The 18,416-nt window shown below is 72.0% G+C and carries 17 protein-coding genes, 1 tRNA gene and 1 pseudogene; 7 read left to right on the forward strand and 12 right to left on the reverse strand.

What is annotated here, in order from left to right; all coding sequences use genetic code 11:
* Positions 1-13 precede the first annotated feature (13 nt).
* The 4 genes from ABTZ91_RS11080 to ABTZ91_RS11095 all read right to left on the reverse strand — a co-directional run bounded on the left by ABTZ91_RS11080 (position 14) and on the right by ABTZ91_RS11095 (position 3,025).
* The gene (locus ABTZ91_RS11080; RefSeq protein WP_352076855.1) at positions 14-466 is read right to left on the reverse strand and encodes a copper chaperone PCu(A)C; all 453 of its coding nucleotides are present in this window, start codon (positions 464-466) and stop codon (positions 14-16) included.
* Positions 463-1,176, reverse strand: a complete 714-nt coding sequence (locus ABTZ91_RS11085; RefSeq protein WP_352076856.1) for an SCO family protein — start codon at positions 1,174-1,176, stop codon at positions 463-465. Before ABTZ91_RS11085 ends, ABTZ91_RS11080 begins: the two co-directional genes overlap by 4 nt.
* Positions 1,177-1,209: 33 nt before the next feature.
* The gene (locus ABTZ91_RS11090) at positions 1,210-2,037 is read right to left on the reverse strand and encodes a YcnI family protein (protein ID WP_352076857.1); all 828 of its coding nucleotides are present in this window, start codon (positions 2,035-2,037) and stop codon (positions 1,210-1,212) included.
* Between the two features lie 151 nt (positions 2,038-2,188).
* Positions 2,189-3,025: a hypothetical protein gene (locus tag ABTZ91_RS11095; RefSeq protein WP_352076858.1), complete on the reverse strand. Its 837-nt coding sequence runs from the start codon at positions 3,023-3,025 to the stop codon at positions 2,189-2,191.
* 366 nt (positions 3,026-3,391) lie between these two features.
* Here ABTZ91_RS11095 and ABTZ91_RS11100 point away from each other — a divergent pair, with 366 nt between their 5' ends.
* The gene (locus tag ABTZ91_RS11100; protein WP_352076859.1) at positions 3,392-3,847 is read left to right on the forward strand and encodes an ATP-binding protein; all 456 of its coding nucleotides are present in this window, start codon (positions 3,392-3,394) and stop codon (positions 3,845-3,847) included.
* Between the two features lie 113 nt (positions 3,848-3,960).
* On the opposite strand, the gene ABTZ91_RS11105 is transcribed toward ABTZ91_RS11100, so the two are convergent.
* Positions 3,961-5,430, reverse strand: a complete 1,470-nt coding sequence (locus tag ABTZ91_RS11105; RefSeq protein WP_352076860.1) for an aminopeptidase P family protein — start codon at positions 5,428-5,430, stop codon at positions 3,961-3,963.
* Between the two features lie 165 nt (positions 5,431-5,595).
* The gene (locus ABTZ91_RS11110) at positions 5,596-7,032 is read right to left on the reverse strand and encodes a PP2C family protein-serine/threonine phosphatase (RefSeq protein ID WP_352076861.1); all 1,437 of its coding nucleotides are present in this window, start codon (positions 7,030-7,032) and stop codon (positions 5,596-5,598) included.
* Between the two features lie 1,196 nt (positions 7,033-8,228).
* Here ABTZ91_RS11110 and ABTZ91_RS11115 point away from each other — a divergent pair.
* Together ABTZ91_RS11115 and ABTZ91_RS11120 are read left to right on the forward strand one after the other, a co-directional pair.
* On the forward strand, positions 8,229-8,759 hold the full coding sequence (locus tag ABTZ91_RS11115) for a bifunctional DNA primase/polymerase (protein WP_352076995.1): 531 nt from the start codon (positions 8,229-8,231) through the stop codon (positions 8,757-8,759).
* A gap of 295 nt (positions 8,760-9,054) precedes the next feature.
* The gene (locus ABTZ91_RS11120; RefSeq protein ID WP_352076862.1) at positions 9,055-9,699 is read left to right on the forward strand and encodes a hypothetical protein; all 645 of its coding nucleotides are present in this window, start codon (positions 9,055-9,057) and stop codon (positions 9,697-9,699) included.
* Positions 9,700-9,930: 231 nt separating this feature from the next.
* Here the strand turns inward: ABTZ91_RS11120 and ABTZ91_RS11125 are convergent, their stop codons facing one another.
* From ABTZ91_RS11125 to ABTZ91_RS11135, 3 genes are all read right to left on the reverse strand, one after another.
* On the reverse strand, positions 9,931-10,917 hold the full coding sequence (locus tag ABTZ91_RS11125; protein WP_352076863.1) for a DUF5926 family protein: 987 nt from the start codon (positions 10,915-10,917) through the stop codon (positions 9,931-9,933).
* Positions 10,918-11,093: 176 nt separating this feature from the next.
* On the reverse strand, positions 11,094-11,699 hold the full coding sequence (locus ABTZ91_RS11130; protein WP_352076864.1) for an ATP-binding protein: 606 nt from the start codon (positions 11,697-11,699) through the stop codon (positions 11,094-11,096).
* 110 nt (positions 11,700-11,809) lie between these two features.
* Positions 11,810-12,640, reverse strand: coding sequence for a glycerophosphodiester phosphodiesterase (locus tag ABTZ91_RS11135; RefSeq protein WP_352076865.1), 831 nt, complete (start codon positions 12,638-12,640; stop codon positions 11,810-11,812).
* 151 nt (positions 12,641-12,791) lie between these two features.
* On the opposite strand from ABTZ91_RS11135, the gene ABTZ91_RS11140 reads away from it, so the two are divergent.
* The 3 genes from ABTZ91_RS11140 to ABTZ91_RS11150 all read left to right on the forward strand — a co-directional run bounded on the left by ABTZ91_RS11140 (position 12,792) and on the right by ABTZ91_RS11150 (position 15,128).
* The gene (locus tag ABTZ91_RS11140; protein WP_352076866.1) at positions 12,792-14,270 is read left to right on the forward strand and encodes a trypsin-like peptidase domain-containing protein; all 1,479 of its coding nucleotides are present in this window, start codon (positions 12,792-12,794) and stop codon (positions 14,268-14,270) included.
* A gap of 152 nt (positions 14,271-14,422) precedes the next feature.
* Positions 14,423-14,507: transfer RNA gene (locus tag ABTZ91_RS11145), tRNA-Ser, on the forward strand.
* Positions 14,508-14,741: 234 nt separating this feature from the next.
* On the forward strand, positions 14,742-15,128 hold the full coding sequence (locus tag ABTZ91_RS11150) for a barstar family protein (RefSeq protein WP_352076867.1): 387 nt from the start codon (positions 14,742-14,744) through the stop codon (positions 15,126-15,128).
* Positions 15,129-15,341: 213 nt separating this feature from the next.
* On the opposite strand, the gene ABTZ91_RS11155 is transcribed toward ABTZ91_RS11150, so the two are convergent.
* On the reverse strand, positions 15,342-16,148 hold the full coding sequence (locus ABTZ91_RS11155; protein ID WP_352076868.1) for a hypothetical protein: 807 nt from the start codon (positions 16,146-16,148) through the stop codon (positions 15,342-15,344).
* A 128-nt stretch (positions 16,149-16,276) separates the two neighbouring features.
* A pseudogene (locus ABTZ91_RS11160) lies at positions 16,277-16,543 on the reverse strand (NUDIX hydrolase); the annotation flags it as partial.
* A gap of 222 nt (positions 16,544-16,765) precedes the next feature.
* Between ABTZ91_RS11160 and ABTZ91_RS11165 the strand changes: the two are divergent.
* Positions 16,766-17,182 carry a hypothetical protein gene (locus ABTZ91_RS11165; protein WP_352076869.1) on the forward strand — a complete coding sequence of 139 codons (417 nt, stop codon included), beginning with the start codon at positions 16,766-16,768 and terminating at the stop codon, positions 17,180-17,182.
* Positions 17,183-17,309: 127 nt separating this feature from the next.
* On the opposite strand, the gene ABTZ91_RS11170 is transcribed toward ABTZ91_RS11165, so the two are convergent.
* Positions 17,310-18,236: a bifunctional DNA primase/polymerase gene (locus ABTZ91_RS11170; RefSeq protein WP_352076870.1), complete on the reverse strand. Its 927-nt coding sequence runs from the start codon at positions 18,234-18,236 to the stop codon at positions 17,310-17,312.
* Between the last annotated feature and the right edge of the window lie 180 nt (positions 18,237-18,416).

Raw genomic sequence — 18,416 nt, forward strand, 5'->3', positions numbered from 1 at the left:
TCCTTGGGCGAGCTCAGTGCTGCTTCGGGTTGTGGTTGGGCGCCTCGACGGGAAGCTCGACCTTGATCGGGTCGGACTTCTCGAAGTGCAGCTCGATGGAGACCTTCTCGCCCTGCTTCGGCTTCTGCTTCAGCTCCATGAACATGATGTGGTTGCCGCCGCGTTCGAGCTTGAGCTCGCCGTTCGCCGGGATGTCGAAGGACTCGACCTTCCGCATCTTCTGGTTCTTCGTCTCGTGGATCTGGACGTCGTCCGAGATGCCGCTGGTGACGGAGGTGAGCTTGTCGGCGGTGTCGCCGCTGTTGGTGATGGTGAGGAAGCCGCCCGCCATGTCCATCACGGGCTGGGGCATGAACGCGCCGGTCACCTTCAGTTCGGGTCCGCCGTCCTCGGACGAGCAGCCGGTCAGCGCGAGCGCGGCGGCCAGTGCGACGGCGGCGGACAGGGCGGTGGTGCGGCGGGTCACGGGTTCTCCCCCTTGATGAGCTTCGGCAGGTCCTTGGCGTACTGGTCGGCGGTGGTGTCCTCGCCGTACAGGACGTAGCCCTGGTCGGTCGTGGGCGAGAAGGCGATCACCTGGGCGCCGTGCATGGAGACGACGCTGCCGTCCTTCTCCTTCTTCGGCGGGTCGATGCCGATGCCGATCGACCGGGCGCCGGCCTGGATCGCCGCGAAGTCGCCGGTGAGCCCGACGAACGACGGGTCGCCGGCGGCCGGCAGCCACTTGCCGAGCTCGGCGGCGGTGTCCCGCTCGGGGTCGGTGGTGACGAAGACGACCTGGAGCTTGTCCTGGTCCGCCTTGGGGAGCTGCTTGCGCGCGATGGCGATGTTGCTCATGGTCAGCGGGCAGACGTCCGGGCAGTGCGTGTAGCCGAAGTAGATCAGCGTCGGCTTGCCCTTGGTGCGCTCGCGCAGGTCGTACTTCTGGCCCTTGGTGTCGGTGAGGACGAGGTCGGGCTTGGTGAAGGGCCGGTCGAGGACGGTGGCGGCCTTGGCGGGGTCGGTGCCGCCGGAGACCTCGGCGACCGGCGCGTTGCCGGTGCCGGAGGCCCGGTCGTCACCGCCGCCGAGCACGACGGTCGACGTGATGCCGATCGCCGCGACGATCGCCACGGCGGCGACGATCAGCGGAGCACGGCGGCCGGGGCGGCCGCCGTCTTTCGTGGTGTCGGACATGGTGTTTCTTTCGGGTGAGAGGAGGGGAGGCCGTCAGGCCGAGCGGCGGCGACCGGCGAGGACGCCGAAGGCGATGCCGGCGAGGCCCACGAGGATGCCGACGACCCCGAGGACCCGGGCGGCGGTGTCGGTCGAGCCGGCGTCCGCGGCCTTCTCGTGCCCGTCGCCCTTTCCTTCCTTCTCGCTCGCGTCGCTCTTGTCGTCGTCGGCGGGCTTGGCGGCGCCGCCGTGGTGGTCGTCGGCCGCGTCGGACAGCTTCAGGACCGGAGCCGGGCTCTCGGGCTCGGCGGCGCCCTCCTTGGGCTCCTCGATCCAGCGGACGATCTCGTTGTTGTCGTAGGTCTGGATCGCCTTGAGGACGAGCCGGTCGGTGTCCTCCGGCAGCCGGCCGAGGGACAGCGGGAACTGCTGGAACTGGCCGGGGCCGATCTTCGAACCGTCCGCGGTCCAGGTGACCTTGGCGACGGCCTCGTTGATCTTCTTGCCGTGCAGCTCCAGCGGCTTGGCGAGCTTCGCCCGGGTGACCTCGACCTTCCAGCCGGGGACCGGCTGCGGCATCACGGAGGCCAGCGGGTGGTCGGTCGGGAAGTTGAGCTCGACCTTGACGGTGGAGGCGTTGTCGCGCTCGTTCGGCACCTTCACGTTGACGGTCGCGTAGCCGCCCTTGGCGGCCTCGCCCTGCGGCTGCACGCTCACGTGCGCGAAGGCGGTGCCGGACAGCAGCAGCACCGACGAGGCGACCACGCCACCGGCGACGGCGGCGCGGGCGAGGAACGTACGGGAGGGCTGCGTACGGGAAGTCGGCTGCGTACGGGAAGTCGGCTGCGTACGGAAGGACGGCTGCGTACGGAAAACGCTCATGGCGAAGACACTCCAGCTCGAAGGAGAGGTGCGGAAGACATCGGCCGGACAGAGATCCGTGGACGGGCGTCCGGAAGACGTCGAAAGGCAGGTGTGCGTTCCGCGCGCGGGCGCGGACGACCGCGGACCCACCCCGCTGGAGCGGTCCGCGTCAGGCTGCGAGGACGCAGGAGGCGGCGGCCGGCGGGCCGCGCCTGATCACCGTGTCCTCGAGCACCTCCGCCACCGGTGGCGGCGAGGAGTCCGAGGCGGTACGGGCGGGCCCGCCCGGCCCGGTGGCCGGGACGCCCGGCAGGCCGGCGAGCAGCGCCCGTACGAGGTGGAGCGCGGCGCGCAGCGACCGTACGAGCGCGCACTCGGCGAACTCGGCGGCGCCCTGCGCGGACAGCGCGACGAGCCGGCCGAGGGCGAGGTCGCCGCGCCGCAGCAGCCAGCCGGTGGCGAGCGCGGCCAGGAGGTGGCCGAGCAGCATCGGGAGGCTGGGCACCAGTTCGACGGTCCGCGCGCTCGCCTCCGCCGCGCCGGTCATCCCGGCCATGCCGCTGATCCCGGCCATGTGGTCGTGGACACCGGCCCCGGCCCCGGCCGCCGCGGAGGCGGAGGGAGCGAGGCCCGCGTCGCTGACGATCCTGGCCGCGTCGGCGGGGCTCAGCGCCGTGGCGCCGCGTCCGCACACCAGCTTGGCGGCGAGCCGGACCAGGGTCTCGTCGGCCTGCGGGCCGACGCCGAGCCGGCGCTGGCCGAGCCCGAACAGAGCGTGCAGGGCGAGCTGACCGGCCGCCAGCGCGCCGACGATGGCGGGCAGCGAACGCTCCCGCCCGGCCAACAGCACCGTGAACCCGAAGACGCCCAGGAATCCGGCGGCCAGCGACCACAGGGCGATCCCCGCGCAGGCGGCCAGCGCGTGGCCGAGCGCGGACAGCACGACACAGACCGCGGTGAACACCGCGGCCCTCAGCATGCGTGGCGCGAGCGCGGGGGCAGACATGGCGGGCCCATCATCGCACCAGGCACCTCCCTCCCATACGGCAGGTCCGTAAGGTCCCGCTTGGGCGCCTTCGGGTCGACATACCGTCTTCGGGTCGACATACCGCTTCGGACCGACATCCGCTTCCCGACGGCCCACCGACAGGCACCGGCAGGCACCGGCAGGCACCGGCAGACACCGCAGCAGGCACCGGCCGGGGCGCGCCATCCACCGGTCAGGGATGTCGACATACACCGCCCACCGGGCGAGTGCATCCGCCGAACGGGCGCTCTTGCCGCCCTCCGGGGCTTATGGACCACCCCGCACGGCAATACGTATCGGTATGTCGTGCCGCAGCATGTCGAGCCGCAGCCAGGAGGCTGAAGCATGAGCATCTGGTGGTCCCTGCATCTGCGGCGCGAGGCCGCGAGCGTCCCGCTCGCCCGACGACTGCTGCTCGGCACGATGGAGACCGCCGGTGTCGATCCGGACGTGTCCTACGAGCTCTCCGTGGCCCTGACCGAGGCCTGCGCCAACGCCGTCGAGCACGGCGGCCGCGGCGCCGTCGGCCGGGGCGCGGCATCGGAGGCGTACCGGGTGACCGCCTACCTCGACGGCGAGACCTGCCGCATCGAGGTGGCCGACTCGGGCCCGGGTTTCTCCGGCACGCTGGTGGAGCACCGCACGGCCGCGGCCGACGACGCCGAGCACGGCAGGGGCCTGCGGCTGATCGAGGAGCTCGCCGACCACGTCCACTTCGGCCGTACGGGCCGGGGCGGGGCGCTGGTCAGCTTCGACAAGATCATCAAGTGGCGGGCGGACGCCCCGCTGGCCCTGACCTGACGCGCGAGGGCCCCCGCCGACGGTCGGTCGGCGAGGGCCCTCGTACGGCTCTCGTGCGGGAGTCGTACGGCGTTCGTACGGCGTTCGTACGGCGCTCGTACGGGAGAGGAGGGTCAGCCCTTCAGGCCGGCCATCCACGCCTCGACCTCGTCGGAGCGGCGCGGCAGCGCCTCCGACAGGTTCCGGTTGCCGTCCTCCGTGACGAGGATGTCGTCCTCGATGCGGACACCGATGCCCCGGTACTCCTCCGGCACGGTCAGGTCGTCGGCCTGGAAGTAGAGCCCCGGCTCCACGGTCAGGCACATGCCCGGCTCCAGCGTCGTGTCGACGTACGCCTCGGTGCGCGCGGCGGCGCAGTCGTGGACGTCCATGCCGAGCATGTGGCCGGTGCCGTGCAGGGTCCAGCGGCGCTGCAGGCCGAGCTCCAGGACCCGGTCGACCGGGCCCTCGACGAGGCCCCACTCGACGAGCTTCTCGGCGAGCACGCGCTGGGCGGCGTCGTGGAAGTCACGGTAGGCGGCGCCGGGCTTCACCGCGGCGATGCCGGCCTCCTGCGCCTCGTACACGGCGTCGTAGATCTTGCGCTGGACGTCCGTGAAGCGGCCGTTGATCGGCAGGGTGCGGGTGACGTCGGCGGTGTAGAGCTCGGTGGTCTCCACGCCGGCGTCGAGCAGCAGCAGGTCGCCGGAGCGGACCGGGCCGTCGTTGCGCACCCAGTGGAGGGTGCAGGCGTGCGGGCCGGCGGCGGCGATGGTGCCGTAGCCGACGTCGTTGCCCTCGACGCGGGCGCGCAGGAAGAAGGTGCCCTCGATGTAGCGCTCGCTGGTCGCCTCGGCCTTGTCGAGGACCTTGACGACGTCCTCGAAGCCGCGGGCGGTGGAGTCGCAGGCCTTCTGCAGCTCGGCGATCTCGAACGCGTCCTTGACGAGGCGGGCCTCGGAGAGGAAGACGCGCAGCTCCTCGTCGCGCTCGGCGGTGACCTTGTCGACGAGCGCGGCCTCGATGCCGGCGTCGTGGCCGCGGACGTTGCGGACCGGGCCGGTGGCCTCCTTGAGCCACTCGGGCAGCTCGCGGACGTCCTTCGCCGGGATGCCGAGCAGCTGCTCGGCCTCGGCGAGGGAGTGACGGCGGCCGACCCACAGCTCGCCCTGGCCGTCGAGCCAGAACTCGCCGTTCTCGCGGTTCGAGCGCGGCAGCAGGTAGACCGTGGCCTCGTGGCCGCCCTCGACCGGCTCCATGACGAGCACGCCGTCGTGCGTCTGGTCGCCGGTGAGGTACGCGTACTCGGTGGAGGCGCGGAAGCTGTACTCGGTGTCGTTCGACCGGGTCTTCAGGTTGCCGGCCGGGATCACCAGGCGCTCGCCCGGGAAGCGTGCGGAGAGCGCGGCACGGCGGGCGGCGGTGTGGGCGGCCTGGGGGATCGGCTCCAGGCCGTGCAGCTCGGTGTCGGCCCAGCCGGACTTCATGTTCTCGGCGAGCTCGTCGGAGACGCCCTGGTACAGGCCGTTCTTGCGCTGCTTGATCGGCTGCTCTTCGGATTCCTCCGGGGTCTCCGGGTTCTCCGGCGTGAGCTCCTCGGCCACGGGTCTGCCTCCTTGTGGGTACGACAGTGGTACGACACTGAACCTTCACCATCGTACGGTCGTGCGGAAGGCGTCCCAGAGGCGGAAGACCCATGACCGGCGGGTCACCCGGTGGGGTTTCGCGTTCGGCCGTCAGTCGAAGCGGGGCGGCGGCCCGTGTGGGCGTCAGTCGAAGCGGGCCGCGAGCAGGACGACGTCCTCGCCGTCGGCGCCGGGGGCGTCGAGGCCCTCGGGCAGCACGGTCCGCAGGACGTGGTCGGCGACGGCGCCCGGATCGGCCCGGTCCGCCCTCGGCACGCTCGCCGCGGCGGCGTGCAGCCGCGCGAAGGCCCGGTCCATGGGATCGCCCGTCCGCCGCAGCAGCCCGTCGGTGTACAGCAGCACCGTTTCTCCGGGCGCGGGCGACAGCTCCACGCTGGGCGCCTCCCAGCAGGCCAGCATGCCCAGCGGGGCGGAGAGCGAGGTCTCCACGTACTCGGTGCGGTGCTCGCCGACGACCAGCGGCGGGGTGTGTCCGGCCCCGGCCAGCACGATCCGGCGCGCCTGCGGCTCGCAGTACGCGAAGAGCGCGGTCGCCGAGCGGGCCGGTTCGGTGAGGCGGAGCAGGAGTTCCAGGTCGGAGAGGACGGCGACCGGGTCCTCGCCCTCCATCACGGCGTACGCGCGCAGGGACGCCCGCAGTCGGCCCATGGCGGCCAGGGCGCCCGGCCCGCTGCCGGTGACCGAGCCGACGGCCAGTCCGAGGGCGCCTTCGGGCAGCGGCAGGGCGTCGTACCAGTCGCCGCCGCCCCGCGGGCCGGTGCGGTGCCGGGCGGCGAGCTGTACGCCGCCGATCCGGGGCAGCCGGCGGGGCAGCAGCTCCTCGGCGAGGGTGGCGACCTGGACGCGGGCGCGCTCGACCTCCAGGAGGCGGGCCAGATGCTCGGTGGCGAACCTGCCGTAGAGGCCGACGAGGTGGCGCTGGCGTTCGGCGGGCACGGCGGGCTCGTCGTAGAGCCAGACGAGGGCGCCGAGCCTCCCGGCCTTCTCGGTGGCGAGCGGCAGGGCGTAGCTGGCGGCGTAGCCGAGCCGGGCGGCGACCTCACGGTGGCGCGGGTCGAGGTCCTGCTGGCCGCGCAGGTCGGGGATGGCGATGGGGCGCGGCAGGCCGCCGTCCGGCAGCGGGTCGAGTCCGTCGAGGATCCGGCCGTACGAGGTGACGCTGCGGGGCACGGTCTCGATGGTGCCGAGATCGGCGTGCGCGAGGCCGAGGCCGACCGTGGTGGACGGGCCGAGGCCGTCGGCGGGTTCGAGGACCGCCATGCCCCGGCGGGCCCCGACGAGGGAGGCGCCGGCGCGCAGCACCTCGTGCAGGGCGTCGTCGAGGGACGCGGTCCTGATCAGGGACTCGGTGTGTTCCTGGAGGAGGGTGAGGTCGGAGACCCAGCCGGCGAGGCGGTCCTGGAGCAGACCGCCGGGGCTCGGGTCTCGGGGACCCAGGTCTCCGGGGCCCAGGTCTCCGCAGGACAGCGGCGGGAGGGGAGCGGCGGGTGCCGCAGTGTGCGGGGGAGAAGGAACAGTGGAATCGATTCCGGCCACTTTCGGCGCGCGAGGTGTAGTCATGGCACTCGGCTTTCCGACCTGCGCGTTTCATGCAATAGCATCGCAAACCCCCAAGTCATTCTGCGCCGCTATCCATCGATCCACATCTACACGCACATGTCGAGTGATGTCCAGCATTGTCACCATGAGACTTCTGGTGTCCGTGAGATCTGGCGAGAGGGTTGAAGACTAGGGGAAGTTGGCCGAAAATTGCCCCCGGTGTGCACCATTTGCGGTCGACTGGCGTCGTTTGAAAGCGCGTCATTTTGAGCGTGACGGGTACGTAATCGGTGACGGGCAGGGGCAGTTGGACGCGCCCCTGAATACGGACGCGGAACCCGAGCGTCGTCATCACCGCAGGCCGCACCCCTTACCCCGAGTGGCGGGGAACGTGTTCCGGCAGGACCGACCGCTGGAACGACCGCCTGGAAAGACCGCCCGGAAAGACGCCGGGAGCGCAGTCCGGCTCGGGCGCAACTCGTACGCGCTGACGCACAGAGATACGCACGGTGAAGAGATGTGCACGCGACGTGATCGAAACGTCGTGCACGTGGTGTGATGTGGATTCGGCGTTCAACGGAAAGGAACGAGCGCTCATGCGCGAGATCCTCGGAAGGCGACGCAGGCTCCGGTTCGGGCGCGGCAAGCGCGAGGCGGGCACGGAGGGCATGGAGAGCGCGGAGCACACGCAGGGCGCGGAGGGCAGGCAGAAGCTGCCCGGACTGACGGGCGCCGGGAGAACGCGGCGCGCGGACCGTGGGGCCAGGGCCACTCCCGGCCCTGCCGAGGCCGCGCTCCTCTACGCCACCGCCTGGGACTGGCCGGTGCTGCCCGGCGTGGGGTTGCGGTCGACCGGATCGGTGACGTCGGGGCCGGAGAGCGAGAGCCCGGCCGCCGGCTCGGGCGCGGGCCATTCGGCCGGTGGGGCTGGTGGAGCGGGTGTGGCCGGTGGGGCCGGACTGGCTACTGTCGCCGGCGGGGCCGGTGTGGCCGGCGGGGCCCATGCAGCCGGGGGGTTCGGTTCGCGGATGTTCCGGCTGCGGGCGGCCGTGACGCGGAGTGCCGGATCGTGGGCGGCCGGATGGCTGCGGGCGGGCGCGCTGGCGCTCGGAGGTACGGGTGCCGGGACCGCGACCCTCGGGGACCGGGTCTCCGGGGACGGGGCCTTCGGGGACGAGGTCCCCGGCGTCACGGGCGCCTCGCGTACGGCCGCGGCGGTGAGCTGCGCCTGCCCCGACCCCGAGTGCGTCGTGCCCGGAGCACACCCCTTCGACCCGGGCCTCCTCGCGGCCACCACCGACGCCCGCATGATCCGCTGGTGGTGGAGCAGCCGCCGCCCCGAGGCGCCGGTCCTGCTCGCCACCGGTGGCCGCGCCCCCTGTGCGGTGAGCCTGCCGGCCGTCGCCGGTGCCCGGGCGCTCGCCGCGCTCGACGCGCAGGGCATGCGGCTCGGCCCGGTCGTGGCCTCGCCCACCCGCTGGGCGATCCTGGTCGCCCCGTACGACCTCGAACGGCTCGGCGAGCTCCTCTACGCGAAGGACAGCGTGCCCAGCTCACTGCGCTTCCACGGCGACGGCGGGTATCTGCCGCTGCCGCCCTCGACCACCGGGACCGGCCAGGTCCGCTGGGAACGGGCGCCGCTGGAGGGTTCGGCGCGTCCGTGGCTGCCGGACGTGGAGGCCGTCGTGGACGCGCTGGTCGAGGCGAGCACGAGCATGCCGGGCGGCGGCAGCAGACTCGCGTACTAACGGGCCCGTCCGGGCTGCCCGGGCTGCCCGGTCTGCCTGGCGTGCCCGCTCCGCCTGGGCTGCCCGTCCGCTCAGCCGCCCGGCCTGCCCGCCCGGCCCGCCCGCCCCGCCCGGGCACCTTCACCCGAACGGGTGTGGAAGACCCCGACATCCAGGGGAAACGGGCGCGCGGCCGGCCGGGAGCCCGCCGGCCGCCGATATCTTCGCCGGAAGGATCCGTTCCGAGGGTCCGGGATCCAGGATCCGTTCCGGAGAAGCGGGTGGGCCGACGTATGGGGACCGACGCATGGGGCGCATGAGTCCGGCGAGACTCCGTGGTCTGGGGCTCGGCGCCGCCGTGGTGATCGCCGTACTGGTGCCGATCGCCGCGACGGCCGGCCCGGCCGGCGAACGGGCGGGTGACCGAGCCGGCGGTGCACCGGGCGGTTCGGCCGGCGGTTCCTCGGGTGGTTCCGGTGACGCGAAGCCGAAGGGAGTGCTCCCGGATCTGGGGCTCGACCCCTCCCGCCCGGGCGGCTCCTCGGCCTCCTCGTCCTCGTCGGCCGCTCAGGACCCCTCGTCGTCCGTTCCTTCCCCTGCCGCCCTCCCCTTCGCGACGCGGTGTGGGCCGGAACTCGCCTCGCCCGACGGCGTGGAGGCACAGACCTGCGTGGTGACCGAGGGCGCCGACGCCTGGGCGCGTACGTACTACCGCAACACCACGGGCCAGCGGCTCGACGCCGTACTCACTCTGATGGCGCCCGGCGGGCGGACCGTACAGGTGCGGTGCGCGGTCGAGGCGCGGGATGAACCGGGGACGTGCGAGACGCCGAGGGAACGCAGTCGGGGAGCCGCCGAGGCATATTCGGCCGTGTCGGAATTCGCCGGTGCGGGAGAGGACGGCGGTGCGCCGCTGCTGCTGCGTTCGGGGAGCAACGCGCCGGAGTCCGACGGGAGTTGAGCCGCGCGCTGCGCGCCGCGGCCTTCCGGGGGCGTCCCCGGGGCATGAGAAGACCCGGTCGCTGGCGACGGGGGATGCACCAGCGACCGGGCTTCAAGAACGGTAACAAGAGATCTGCCGTTCGCAAATTCGATCTCGGTTATTCGGACAGGGATTTAGCCCCTTGGACGAGGGGTTGTGGCGGACGTCACCGACTGGTCGGTCTGTCAGTCACCGATACCACCTGGGGTATCAGCTGAGCGTGACCTGACGGTTGGTGAGGCCGCCGCGCGCCCTGCGCTCCTCGGTGCTCAGCGGGGCGTCCGAGGCGAGCGCCGCGGCGAGCCGCTCGGCGAACTCGGCGGCGGGCTTCTCGCAGTCCTCCGCCGTCATCGAGGTCGGCAGGTCCCACACCGGGACCATGAGCCCGTGGGCCCGGAACGAGCCCACGAGGCGGGTGTCCGGGCCGAGCGAGGAGGTGCCGGCGGCCTGCAGACGGGCCAGCGCGTCGAGCAGTTTCTCCTCCGCGTGCGGCATGACCCAGCGCAGATGGTTCTTCTCCGGGGTCTCGCACCAGTACGCGGAGTCGACGCCGGCCAGCTTCACCGTGGGGATCGCGGCGGCGTTGGCGCGCTCCAGGGAGGCGGCGACCTCCGGGTTGGAATTGTCCGCCGACTCCGGAATCCAGAATTCGAAACCGGAGTGCACGACCGGCGCAAAATCGCTGTCCAGGTCGAGCAGATCCTGGAGCCGGGGGCCCTCCGCCGGTACGCGACGGGCGGCGACCGGCGTGCCCGGCTCGGCCACCAGGGCGCGCTCCAGGGTGTCGGCGAGGTCGCGGGACAGGTCGCCGGACGAGGTGTCGTTCTGCAGCGCGATCAGCACGGAGCCGTCGTCGCGGCGCAGCGCCGGCCAGGCCATCGGCAGCACGGTCGCCAGCGTCACGGACGGCACGCCCTCGGGCAGCCCGCCCTTGAGGGTGAGCGGCGCGGTCGCGGCGGGGACCAGCTCGCGCAGCGCGACCCAGTCACACTCGCCGGGCAGCCCCTCGAAGGGGCGCTGGACGAGCTCGGTCACGGCGTGCGCGGCGGCCCGCCCGTGGCACGCCTTGTAACGGCGGCCCGAACCGCAGGGGCAGGGCTCGCGCGCGCCGACGACCGGGATCTCCCCGTTCGTGACCTGTGCCTGGCCGGTCGTGCCGGCCTTGCCGGGCTTCGTCTGGGGGCGCTTCTTGGCCATGGTGTGGCTTTCTCCCGATCGCGGCGGTGCTGTGTCGGGCGCGAGCCTAGCCGCCCGCGGTCCTCCACGCCGGGACCGCGGCACGGCGGGGTACCAGTACGGGACCCGGCGCGGGCCGCACCTTCCGGACCGCGCCCGGCAGGGTCGCGGATCAGGCCCCCTCGGACACCCGGGCGTCACTCCAGATCGTCGTACGCCTCCAGGAAGTCGAGTCCGGAGCCGCCGCCGACCCGCGCCGCGAAGTCCTCGCGGCGATGGCCCTCGGTGACCAGGACCCAGACGGTCACCTCGCCCGTCGCGCTGTCCCGTACACCCCAGTCCTGCGCGAGCGCGCTGATGATGTTCAGCCCGCGGCCGCCGCGCGCGGTCACCGACGGTGTGGCGGGGACGGGGCGGGTGGGTCCACCGCCGTCCGTCACCTCGACCCTCAGTCCGCCCGCCTTGTCGATGCTCCAGGCAGCCCGGACATCGCCCTCGCCCACGTTCGCGTCGCGGCCCAGCGGTCTCCCGTGCCGACAGGCGTTGCTGAGCAGTTCCGAAAGGATCAGTACCGCGTCGTCGACGACCGATTCGGACATCCCGCTGCGGCTCAACTGCTCCCGCATCCGGTGTCGCGCCTCACCCACGCCCGCAGGGCCATGGGGTACGGCCATGCTCGACGACGTGGGCACCTCCTGTGCCACCACCAACGCCACCCCCGAGACCTCCTTTGCCCCACGCCACGTGGTGAATGCCCCAATGGCCTGGACCGGAAACCGGCCAGTCCGCCTCCGGTGACGCACTCGTGACGATCGCGTACGTCCTGAACGCGCCGGTGCACTCCCCTCACTCGTGTGACAGGTGGTGCGGAAGGGGCACAGGGGGACGAGACGCGGTGGCGCGGCGGCGTCGGCTAACGGCGTCCCAGCCGCCCCAGTTGGGACAGCACCTGCTTCGGCCGGTTGGTGATGATCGCGTCCACGCCGAGCCGTTCGCACAGCTCCACGTCCTCCTCCTCGTCCACGGTCCACACGTGCACCGGGTGGCCGGCCTTCTGCAGGCGCAGGATCACGGCCGGGTTGTGGCGCACGATCCGGATCGACGGGCCCGCGATCCGCGCGCCGGCCGGCAGCCGCCCGTCGCGCAGGCGCGGGGTGACGAACTGGGAGAGGGCGACCGTGGGCATGGTCGGGGAGGCCAGTGCGATCCGGTGGAGCGAACGAGCGGAGAAGCTCATGACGCGTACGGGGGAGTCCTCGGGCGAGGGCGGTGCGGCGAGGCCGAAGCGGCCGAGCAGCTGGAGCAGTTTCTCCTCGACCTGTCCGGCCCAGCGGGTGGGGTGTTTGGTCTCGATGGCCAGCTCGATGCGGCGGCCGGCGTCGGAGACGAGTTCCAGGAGGCGTTCGAGGGTCAGGACGGCGGTGGCTTGCGGGTCGCCCCGGTCGGGACTCTCGCCGGCCTCGTCGCGCCCCTTCCAGGTGCCGAAGTCGAGGGCCGCGAGGTCGGCGAGTTCGAGGGCGGAGACGGCGCCGCGGCCGTTGGACGTGCGGTTGACACGGCGGTCGTGGACGCAGACGAGGTGGCCGTCGGCGGTGAGCCGGACGTCGCACTCCAGGGCGTCGGCGCCGTCCTCGATGGCCTTCACGTAGGCGGCCAGCGTGTGTTCGGGGGCGTCCTCGGAGGCTCCGCGGTGGGCGACCACCTGGATCGGGAGGCGGTTCGGTTGCTGCGGTGCGTGGGTCACCGCGTCATGGTAAGGGCGCCCGTTATGCCCGATGTAAACAATCGGGTGCGGACGCACAGCTCCGGCTTACAGTGGCCTGACGCGCTGTGGGAAAAGCTGACCGCAGCGACCGTGCAATGAGTGGACGTGGACAGTGAGCGAGGAGAGAGCTGTGAGCACCGAGAAAGAGGGCGCGGCGGTTCCGGCTGACCGGAGCGCCCCGTCCACCCCTCCCACGCCTCCCGCACCCCCCGCACCTCCGGCCGCGCAGGCCGCCGAACCGGCGGCGGGACCGGCCGCCGAGCCGCAGACGTCTCCGACCCCTCCGACGCCTCAGACGTCTCACACCCCTCCGGCGCCGGAGCCGCCGACCGAGCCGGTGACGGCGGTCCAGGAACCGGTGCACGCTCCCTCCGCCGCTCCTGCCCCGGCCCCGGCGCCCGCCGCCGCGGGTGCCGGCTGGCCTCCGGCGCCTCCCGTGACCCCGGCCTGGGCCTCGCCCCTGCCGCCCGCGCCCGAGGCCCCGCGCAAGCGCGGCGGCGGCCTGGTGGCGGCCGTTCTCGCCGCGGCCCTGGTCGCCGGCGGCATCGGCGGTGGCATCGGCTACTGGGCGGCGTCCGAGCGGGACGCCGGCACCACCACCTCGACCACGGTCTCCTCGAGCGACTCCCCCGCCTCCTTCAAGCGCGAACCCGGCACGGTCGCCGCGGTCGCCGCCAAGGCGCTGCCGAGCGTCGTGACCATCCAGGCCAAGTCGGGCGGAGTGGAGGGCGAGGGCGGCACGGGCACCGGCTTCGTCTACGACAAGGAAGGCCACATCGTCACCAACAACCACGTGGTGGCCTCCGCGGCGGAGGGCGGCACGCTCTCCGCGACCTTCTCCGACGGCACGTCGTACGACGCGGAGGTCGTCGGCCGCGCCGAGGGCTACGACGTGGCCGTACTGAAGCTGAAGAACGCCCCGTCGAGCCTCGCCCCGCTGCCGCTGGGCGACTCCGACAAGGTCGCCGTCGGCGACTCGACCATCGCGATCGGCGCGCCCTTCGGCCTGTCGAACACGGTCACCACCGGCATCATCAGCGCCAAGAACCGTCCGGTGGCCTCCGGTGACGGTTCCGGCGGCAAGAACTCGTACATGAGCGCTCTGCAGACCGACGCCTCGATCAACCCGGGCAATTCCGGCGGCCCGCTGCTCGACGCGAGCGGCGCGGTGATCGGCATCAACTCCGCGATCCAGTCGGCGGGCAGCGGCTTCGGCCAGTCCCAGGCGGGCTCGATCGGCCTCGGCTTCGCCATCCCGGTCAACCAGGCCAAGAACGTCGCCGAGCAGCTGATCAAGACGGGCAAGCCGGTCTACCCGGTCATCGGCGCCACGGTGAACATGCAGGACAAGGGCGAGGGCGCCGTCATCGCCGACCAGGGCGCCGGCGGCACCCCCGCCGTCGCCCCGGACGGCCCGGCGGCCAAGGCCGGCCTGAAGCCGGGCGACGTCATCACGGGCTTCGACGACCGCCAGATCGACAGCGGCCCGACCCTGATCAGCGAGATCTGGACCCACAAGCCCGGCGACACCGTCAAGATCACCTACGAACGCGACGGCAAGCCCGCCACCGTCACCCTCACCCTCGGCGAACGCACGGGCGACAACTGACCCGCCGTTCCTCGCCTCGGCGAGGACCGACGACTGATGTCGGCGAGCGGTGCGGTCACTTCCACCCGTGGTCAACCTGTGGCCAGACTTCCCTGGCCGAGCCGCCCAACGGGTAGGCTGTAGCCGCTCCGCGCCCGGTGAGGCGGGGCGCGGGTGGGTTGCCCGAGCGGCCTAAGGGAACGGTCTTGAAAACCGTCGTGGCGCGAGCCACCGTGGGTTCAAATCCCACACCCACCGCAGCAGGTCAGAGAAGGTGCTGATCAGAAGGGGTGTCCCGAGAACGGGGCGCCCCTTCGTCATGGGCCCTGTCTCACCTTGATTCGCCCCTGTGCCGCTTTGGATCATTGTTTGTGGACCAGGCGTGGACCACGGTCCACTAGCCCGCAGGCCGCTGACCAGCGACTACGGGACGGTCGTGCAGTGCGCAGATATCCGAGTGTCGCCGTCAGCGTGCCGCCGTACCATCCCGGGGTGACGACGACCTACGTGCTTGACGGGCAGCGGATCCACACCCTTGAGGACTTCTGGAGGGTGATGGGCGAGGCGGTGAACGGCCCGGGCGGATACTTCGGCAAGAACCTCGATGCCTTCCGGGACTGCCTCTGGGGAGGTTTCGGCACGCCGGATGACGGCGAGTTCAAGGTTCAGTGGCGGCAGCACACGTGCTCGAAGCGGGACCTCGGCTACCCGGAGACGGTCCGGCAGCTGGAGATACGGCTGAAGCGATGCCACCCCACGAACCGAGGATGGGTTACCGAGGACCTGAACGCCGCGCTGGGGGGTAGACGCCCGACGGTGTTCGACTGGCTTGTCGAGATCTTCGAGGAGACCGCACCTGGTGCACTGGAGCTCTGCTGAGAGACAGGCCGTCGCATGCGAAAGGGGCGCCCCGTGATGGGACGCCCCTTGTGGCTTGGTTGGGCTACTGGTCGTTGGCCTCGGCCAGGGCCCGTTCGATCTGTTGGTTCGCGTGGTGCTGATTGCGGCGGATGGCCTTCGCGTAGCAGCGGAACAGCACGGCGATGCTGTGGCCGGCGCGGCGGGCGACCTCGGCCGGGGAGACGCCGGACTTCAGCCAGAGGGAGACGCAGGCGGCGGAGTCCGTACGGGACCTCGGCGAGGCGTCTTGGCTTCCTGCTCCGCGAGGGCGGAGAGGCGAGCAGCCTTCCAGATGTCCCCGTACTCCTTGCTGAGCAGGCCGCCGCTACGGACAGCCCTGAGCCGTCCGTCTTCGGCCGAGCCGAACTCCTTGATGTGGTCACCGACGAGGCGGACGAGCACCGGAGGAATGGGCACTTCGCGGGTAGCTCGCCGGGCCCGCTTCTTGAGGCCACAGGAGTCGTACGACTCGCCAGAGTCGGTCCAGCCGGAGCCGACACGCGCCGAGCTGGACGACAACACGACCTGGCCCCACCCCTCCTTGGGCAGGGTGAAGTCTGAGGCCCGGAGGGTCACGGCTTCGCCAGGGCGGGTTGCCGCGTAGTAGATGCACCCGAAGAACGCCTTGAGGTGCCGTCCACGATCACCTTGTGCTCCTACGGCATTGATCAGCTTCCTGGCGAGAGCCGGGCCGGGCACGTATCGGAAGTCGATCTCGTCGTCCGTCTCGGGCGGCGTCCGGTCCCCCTTGGCCAGGGGCAGCGACGGCAGGCGTTCCAACTCGACCGCGTACCGGAGGCAGTTACTGAACACGGGCACCTTGCGGTTCACCGTGTTATCCGCCGCAGCGGTGCCGTCCATCTTGCGGGCCAGTGCATCCAGGGCGGACCGGACGACGGCCGGTGTGTTCAAGGCCGAGATGTCCACGGACTTGCGTCCGATCCAGTCGAGGGCCGCCACGATGGGTTCCGGTGCTGCCTCGGCGTCGACGCGGGCCACGAGATCGCCGTACTGGTCCAGGACAAGGCGGAAGGCCCAGGAGTAGAGCGCGGCGCGGAGGACCCGGGGGGGCGGGTGCCCCGGGGTGGCGTTCGAGTCCCGGCTCCGGGAAGTGCTGCCCCGTCAGGTCAGCGGATCGCCTCGTCCATGAGCACGTAGAGCAACCCGACCAGAGAGCCACTGCTGACGATCTCACGACGGTCGATCATGCCTCGTACGTCGGCCAGCGGAATCCACTCGACCCGGTCCGACTCGTTCTTCTCGGTCGGCGGGCCCTCGTACGTCGCCCCGTCGGCCCGGAAGACGTGATGCTGGGAGTCGGTGATGCCATTCGCCGGCTCGGCGTAGATCAACGGCGTAATCGGCCCGGGCCGCCAGCCGGTCGCGACCAGAAGGCGTCAACGGCTCCACCGCAGGTGGGACGGGGAATGCTGGCTTGGCGGCGTAGCCGAGGTGAGCGGTCTTGAAAACCGTCGAGGCAGCGATGTCTCCGTGGGTTCAAATCCCACACCCACCGCCAGTTGAAGCGGCCCCTGACCATGACGATGGTCCGGGGCCGTTTTCGTGCCTTGTCCCACGGCGGTCAGGGGCCGGCGCCGACTGGCTAACCTGCGCGTGTGCGTGCTGAAGAGATCTCCCGGTGGGTCGTCGATCATGGTGCTCTGATCAGCACCGTTGGTCTCGCGGCGGCGTTCGATGCCTACTTGTGCACGCTTCCGTGGGCGGGTCAGGGCATCGACTGGCGGGGCGTGCCCGTCCGGACCCTCAGGCTGGACGGTGTCTCGGACGACGAGGCGGTGCAGTGGGCCGCAGACACTCCCATGGGGAGCCACGATCACGTCCTGGTGATCGACTCTGCGTCCGAGCCGGGCGTGATCTGTTCGTTCGAGGATGCGGTTCGCGACTTCGAGCTGTTGTCGAGCCGCCCGGAGCTCTACATGTGCGGGGTGGACCTGTCGGGCGGCCGGCCCTATCCGGTGTTCGAGCACTTCATCGAGCGTCGCTCGTTCATGACGCTCAACGCGAAGCTGTAGGAGCAGGAGCAGGAGCAGGAGCAGGAGCAGGAGCAGGAGCAGGAGCAGGAGCAGGAGCCCGGAGCCGGGGCCCCGGCCGGAGCCGCTGGATGCCCGCCTGCCCGGCGCTCTGCCCGGCCCGCTCCCCTCACCGCGTACGGCTCGTGATCGTGGCCGCCGAGGCCAGGGTCGCGTGCACCTCCGGTTCCGGGAGGCCCGTGGTGAGGGCCGCCGTGGTGAGGGCGGCCAGGAGCGGGGCCGGCGCGCCGTGCTCGTAGGCGCGGCAGGCGGCCCAGAAGAGGCGGGTGTTGCGCTGGCCGCGCGGGGAGGTGAGGACGAAGCGGATCAGGGCCTCGGCGGCGGCCGGTGAGGGTGGGACGGGGTGGTCCGGAGGGGCCGGTGGGGCGGGTGGGGCGATCAGGGTGAGCAGCGCGGGCGGGCAGGGCGCGGGGGCGAGGTCGGCCGTTCCGGGAGCGAGACGGTACGTGCCGCGGGACGTGATCGAACCGGGGCCGACCAGGTAGCCGCCCGAGCCCCGGATGTCGACGCCGGGAGCGAGGCGGCCCGCCGAGTTGGGGACCAGGACGTCGGGCGGGCCGGTCAGCCACAGGTGCCGACCGCCGCCCGGGGTGAGGACCGTGACCGTCGGCGGGACGGTGAACCCGTGCCGCCGGGCCAGGTCCTCGAGCGCGGCCACCCCGTCTGTACCGCCGTCCCGCTCCCCCTCGTCCGCCCCTTGTGCCGCCACCGCCTCGCGTACGTCGAGGTCCACCCCGATCAGCCGGTGCGGCGGGCGCCCGCAGGCGATCCCGTACCCCGTGGCCCATGGGGCCGCCGCGAAGAGGGCCCGTACGGCGGCCGGGTCGGTCGTCGCGTCGTGGACGCCATGGCCGGGCAGTCCGCAGTCGCCGCGGCAGGGCGCCGGACGGTGTTCGCCCCGGTGGGGCGAGCGCAGGGCCGGGAGCTTGGTGCGGGACAGGGGGATGACGGGGAGCCCGCGCTCCGCCGCGGTCAGGGCGTGGGCGAGGGCAAGGGCGTGGTTCAGGGCGGCGGTCTGCCGGGCAGAAGCGGCCATGGTTCATTTTCGTACGCAAGTTCGATTCAGGGAAGAGGGTGAGGGTGGAAAGGGCGCGCCGGCTTCGTGATCTGGAGGTCAGGGGGCGCGGTCTCGTCCGTGCGGCGTTCACCTTGACAGGGATCCCATAACTGACGGACAGTCAGAAAATCTCGATGGGAGCCCCGACGGGAGGCCTCG

The organism is Streptomyces sp. NPDC126499, from assembly GCF_040302485.1.
In the GTDB taxonomy this organism is placed as follows: Bacteria; Actinomycetota; Actinomycetes; order Streptomycetales; family Streptomycetaceae; genus Streptomyces.

Excerpts from the sequence above, each read along its gene's own strand:
- ABTZ91_RS11085 (WP_352076856.1), bottom strand. The coding sequence starts at position 1,176 with ATGTCCGACACCACGAAAGACGGCGGCCGCCCCGGCCGCCGTGCTCCG.
- ABTZ91_RS11090 (WP_352076857.1), bottom strand. The coding sequence starts at position 2,037 with ATGAGCGTTTTCCGTACGCAGCCGTCCTTCCGTACGCAGCCGACTTCC.
- ABTZ91_RS11095 (WP_352076858.1), bottom strand. The coding sequence starts at position 3,025 with ATGTCTGCCCCCGCGCTCGCGCCACGCATGCTGAGGGCCGCGGTGTTC.
- ABTZ91_RS11100 (WP_352076859.1), top strand. The coding sequence starts at position 3,392 with ATGAGCATCTGGTGGTCCCTGCATCTGCGGCGCGAGGCCGCGAGCGTC.
- ABTZ91_RS11110 (WP_352076861.1), bottom strand. The coding sequence starts at position 7,032 with ATGACTACACCTCGCGCGCCGAAAGTGGCCGGAATCGATTCCACTGTT.
- ABTZ91_RS11120 (WP_352076862.1), top strand. The coding sequence starts at position 9,055 with ATGAGTCCGGCGAGACTCCGTGGTCTGGGGCTCGGCGCCGCCGTGGTG.
- ABTZ91_RS11125 (WP_352076863.1), bottom strand. The coding sequence starts at position 10,917 with ATGGCCAAGAAGCGCCCCCAGACGAAGCCCGGCAAGGCCGGCACGACC.
- ABTZ91_RS11170 (WP_352076870.1), bottom strand. The coding sequence starts at position 18,236 with ATGGCCGCTTCTGCCCGGCAGACCGCCGCCCTGAACCACGCCCTTGCC.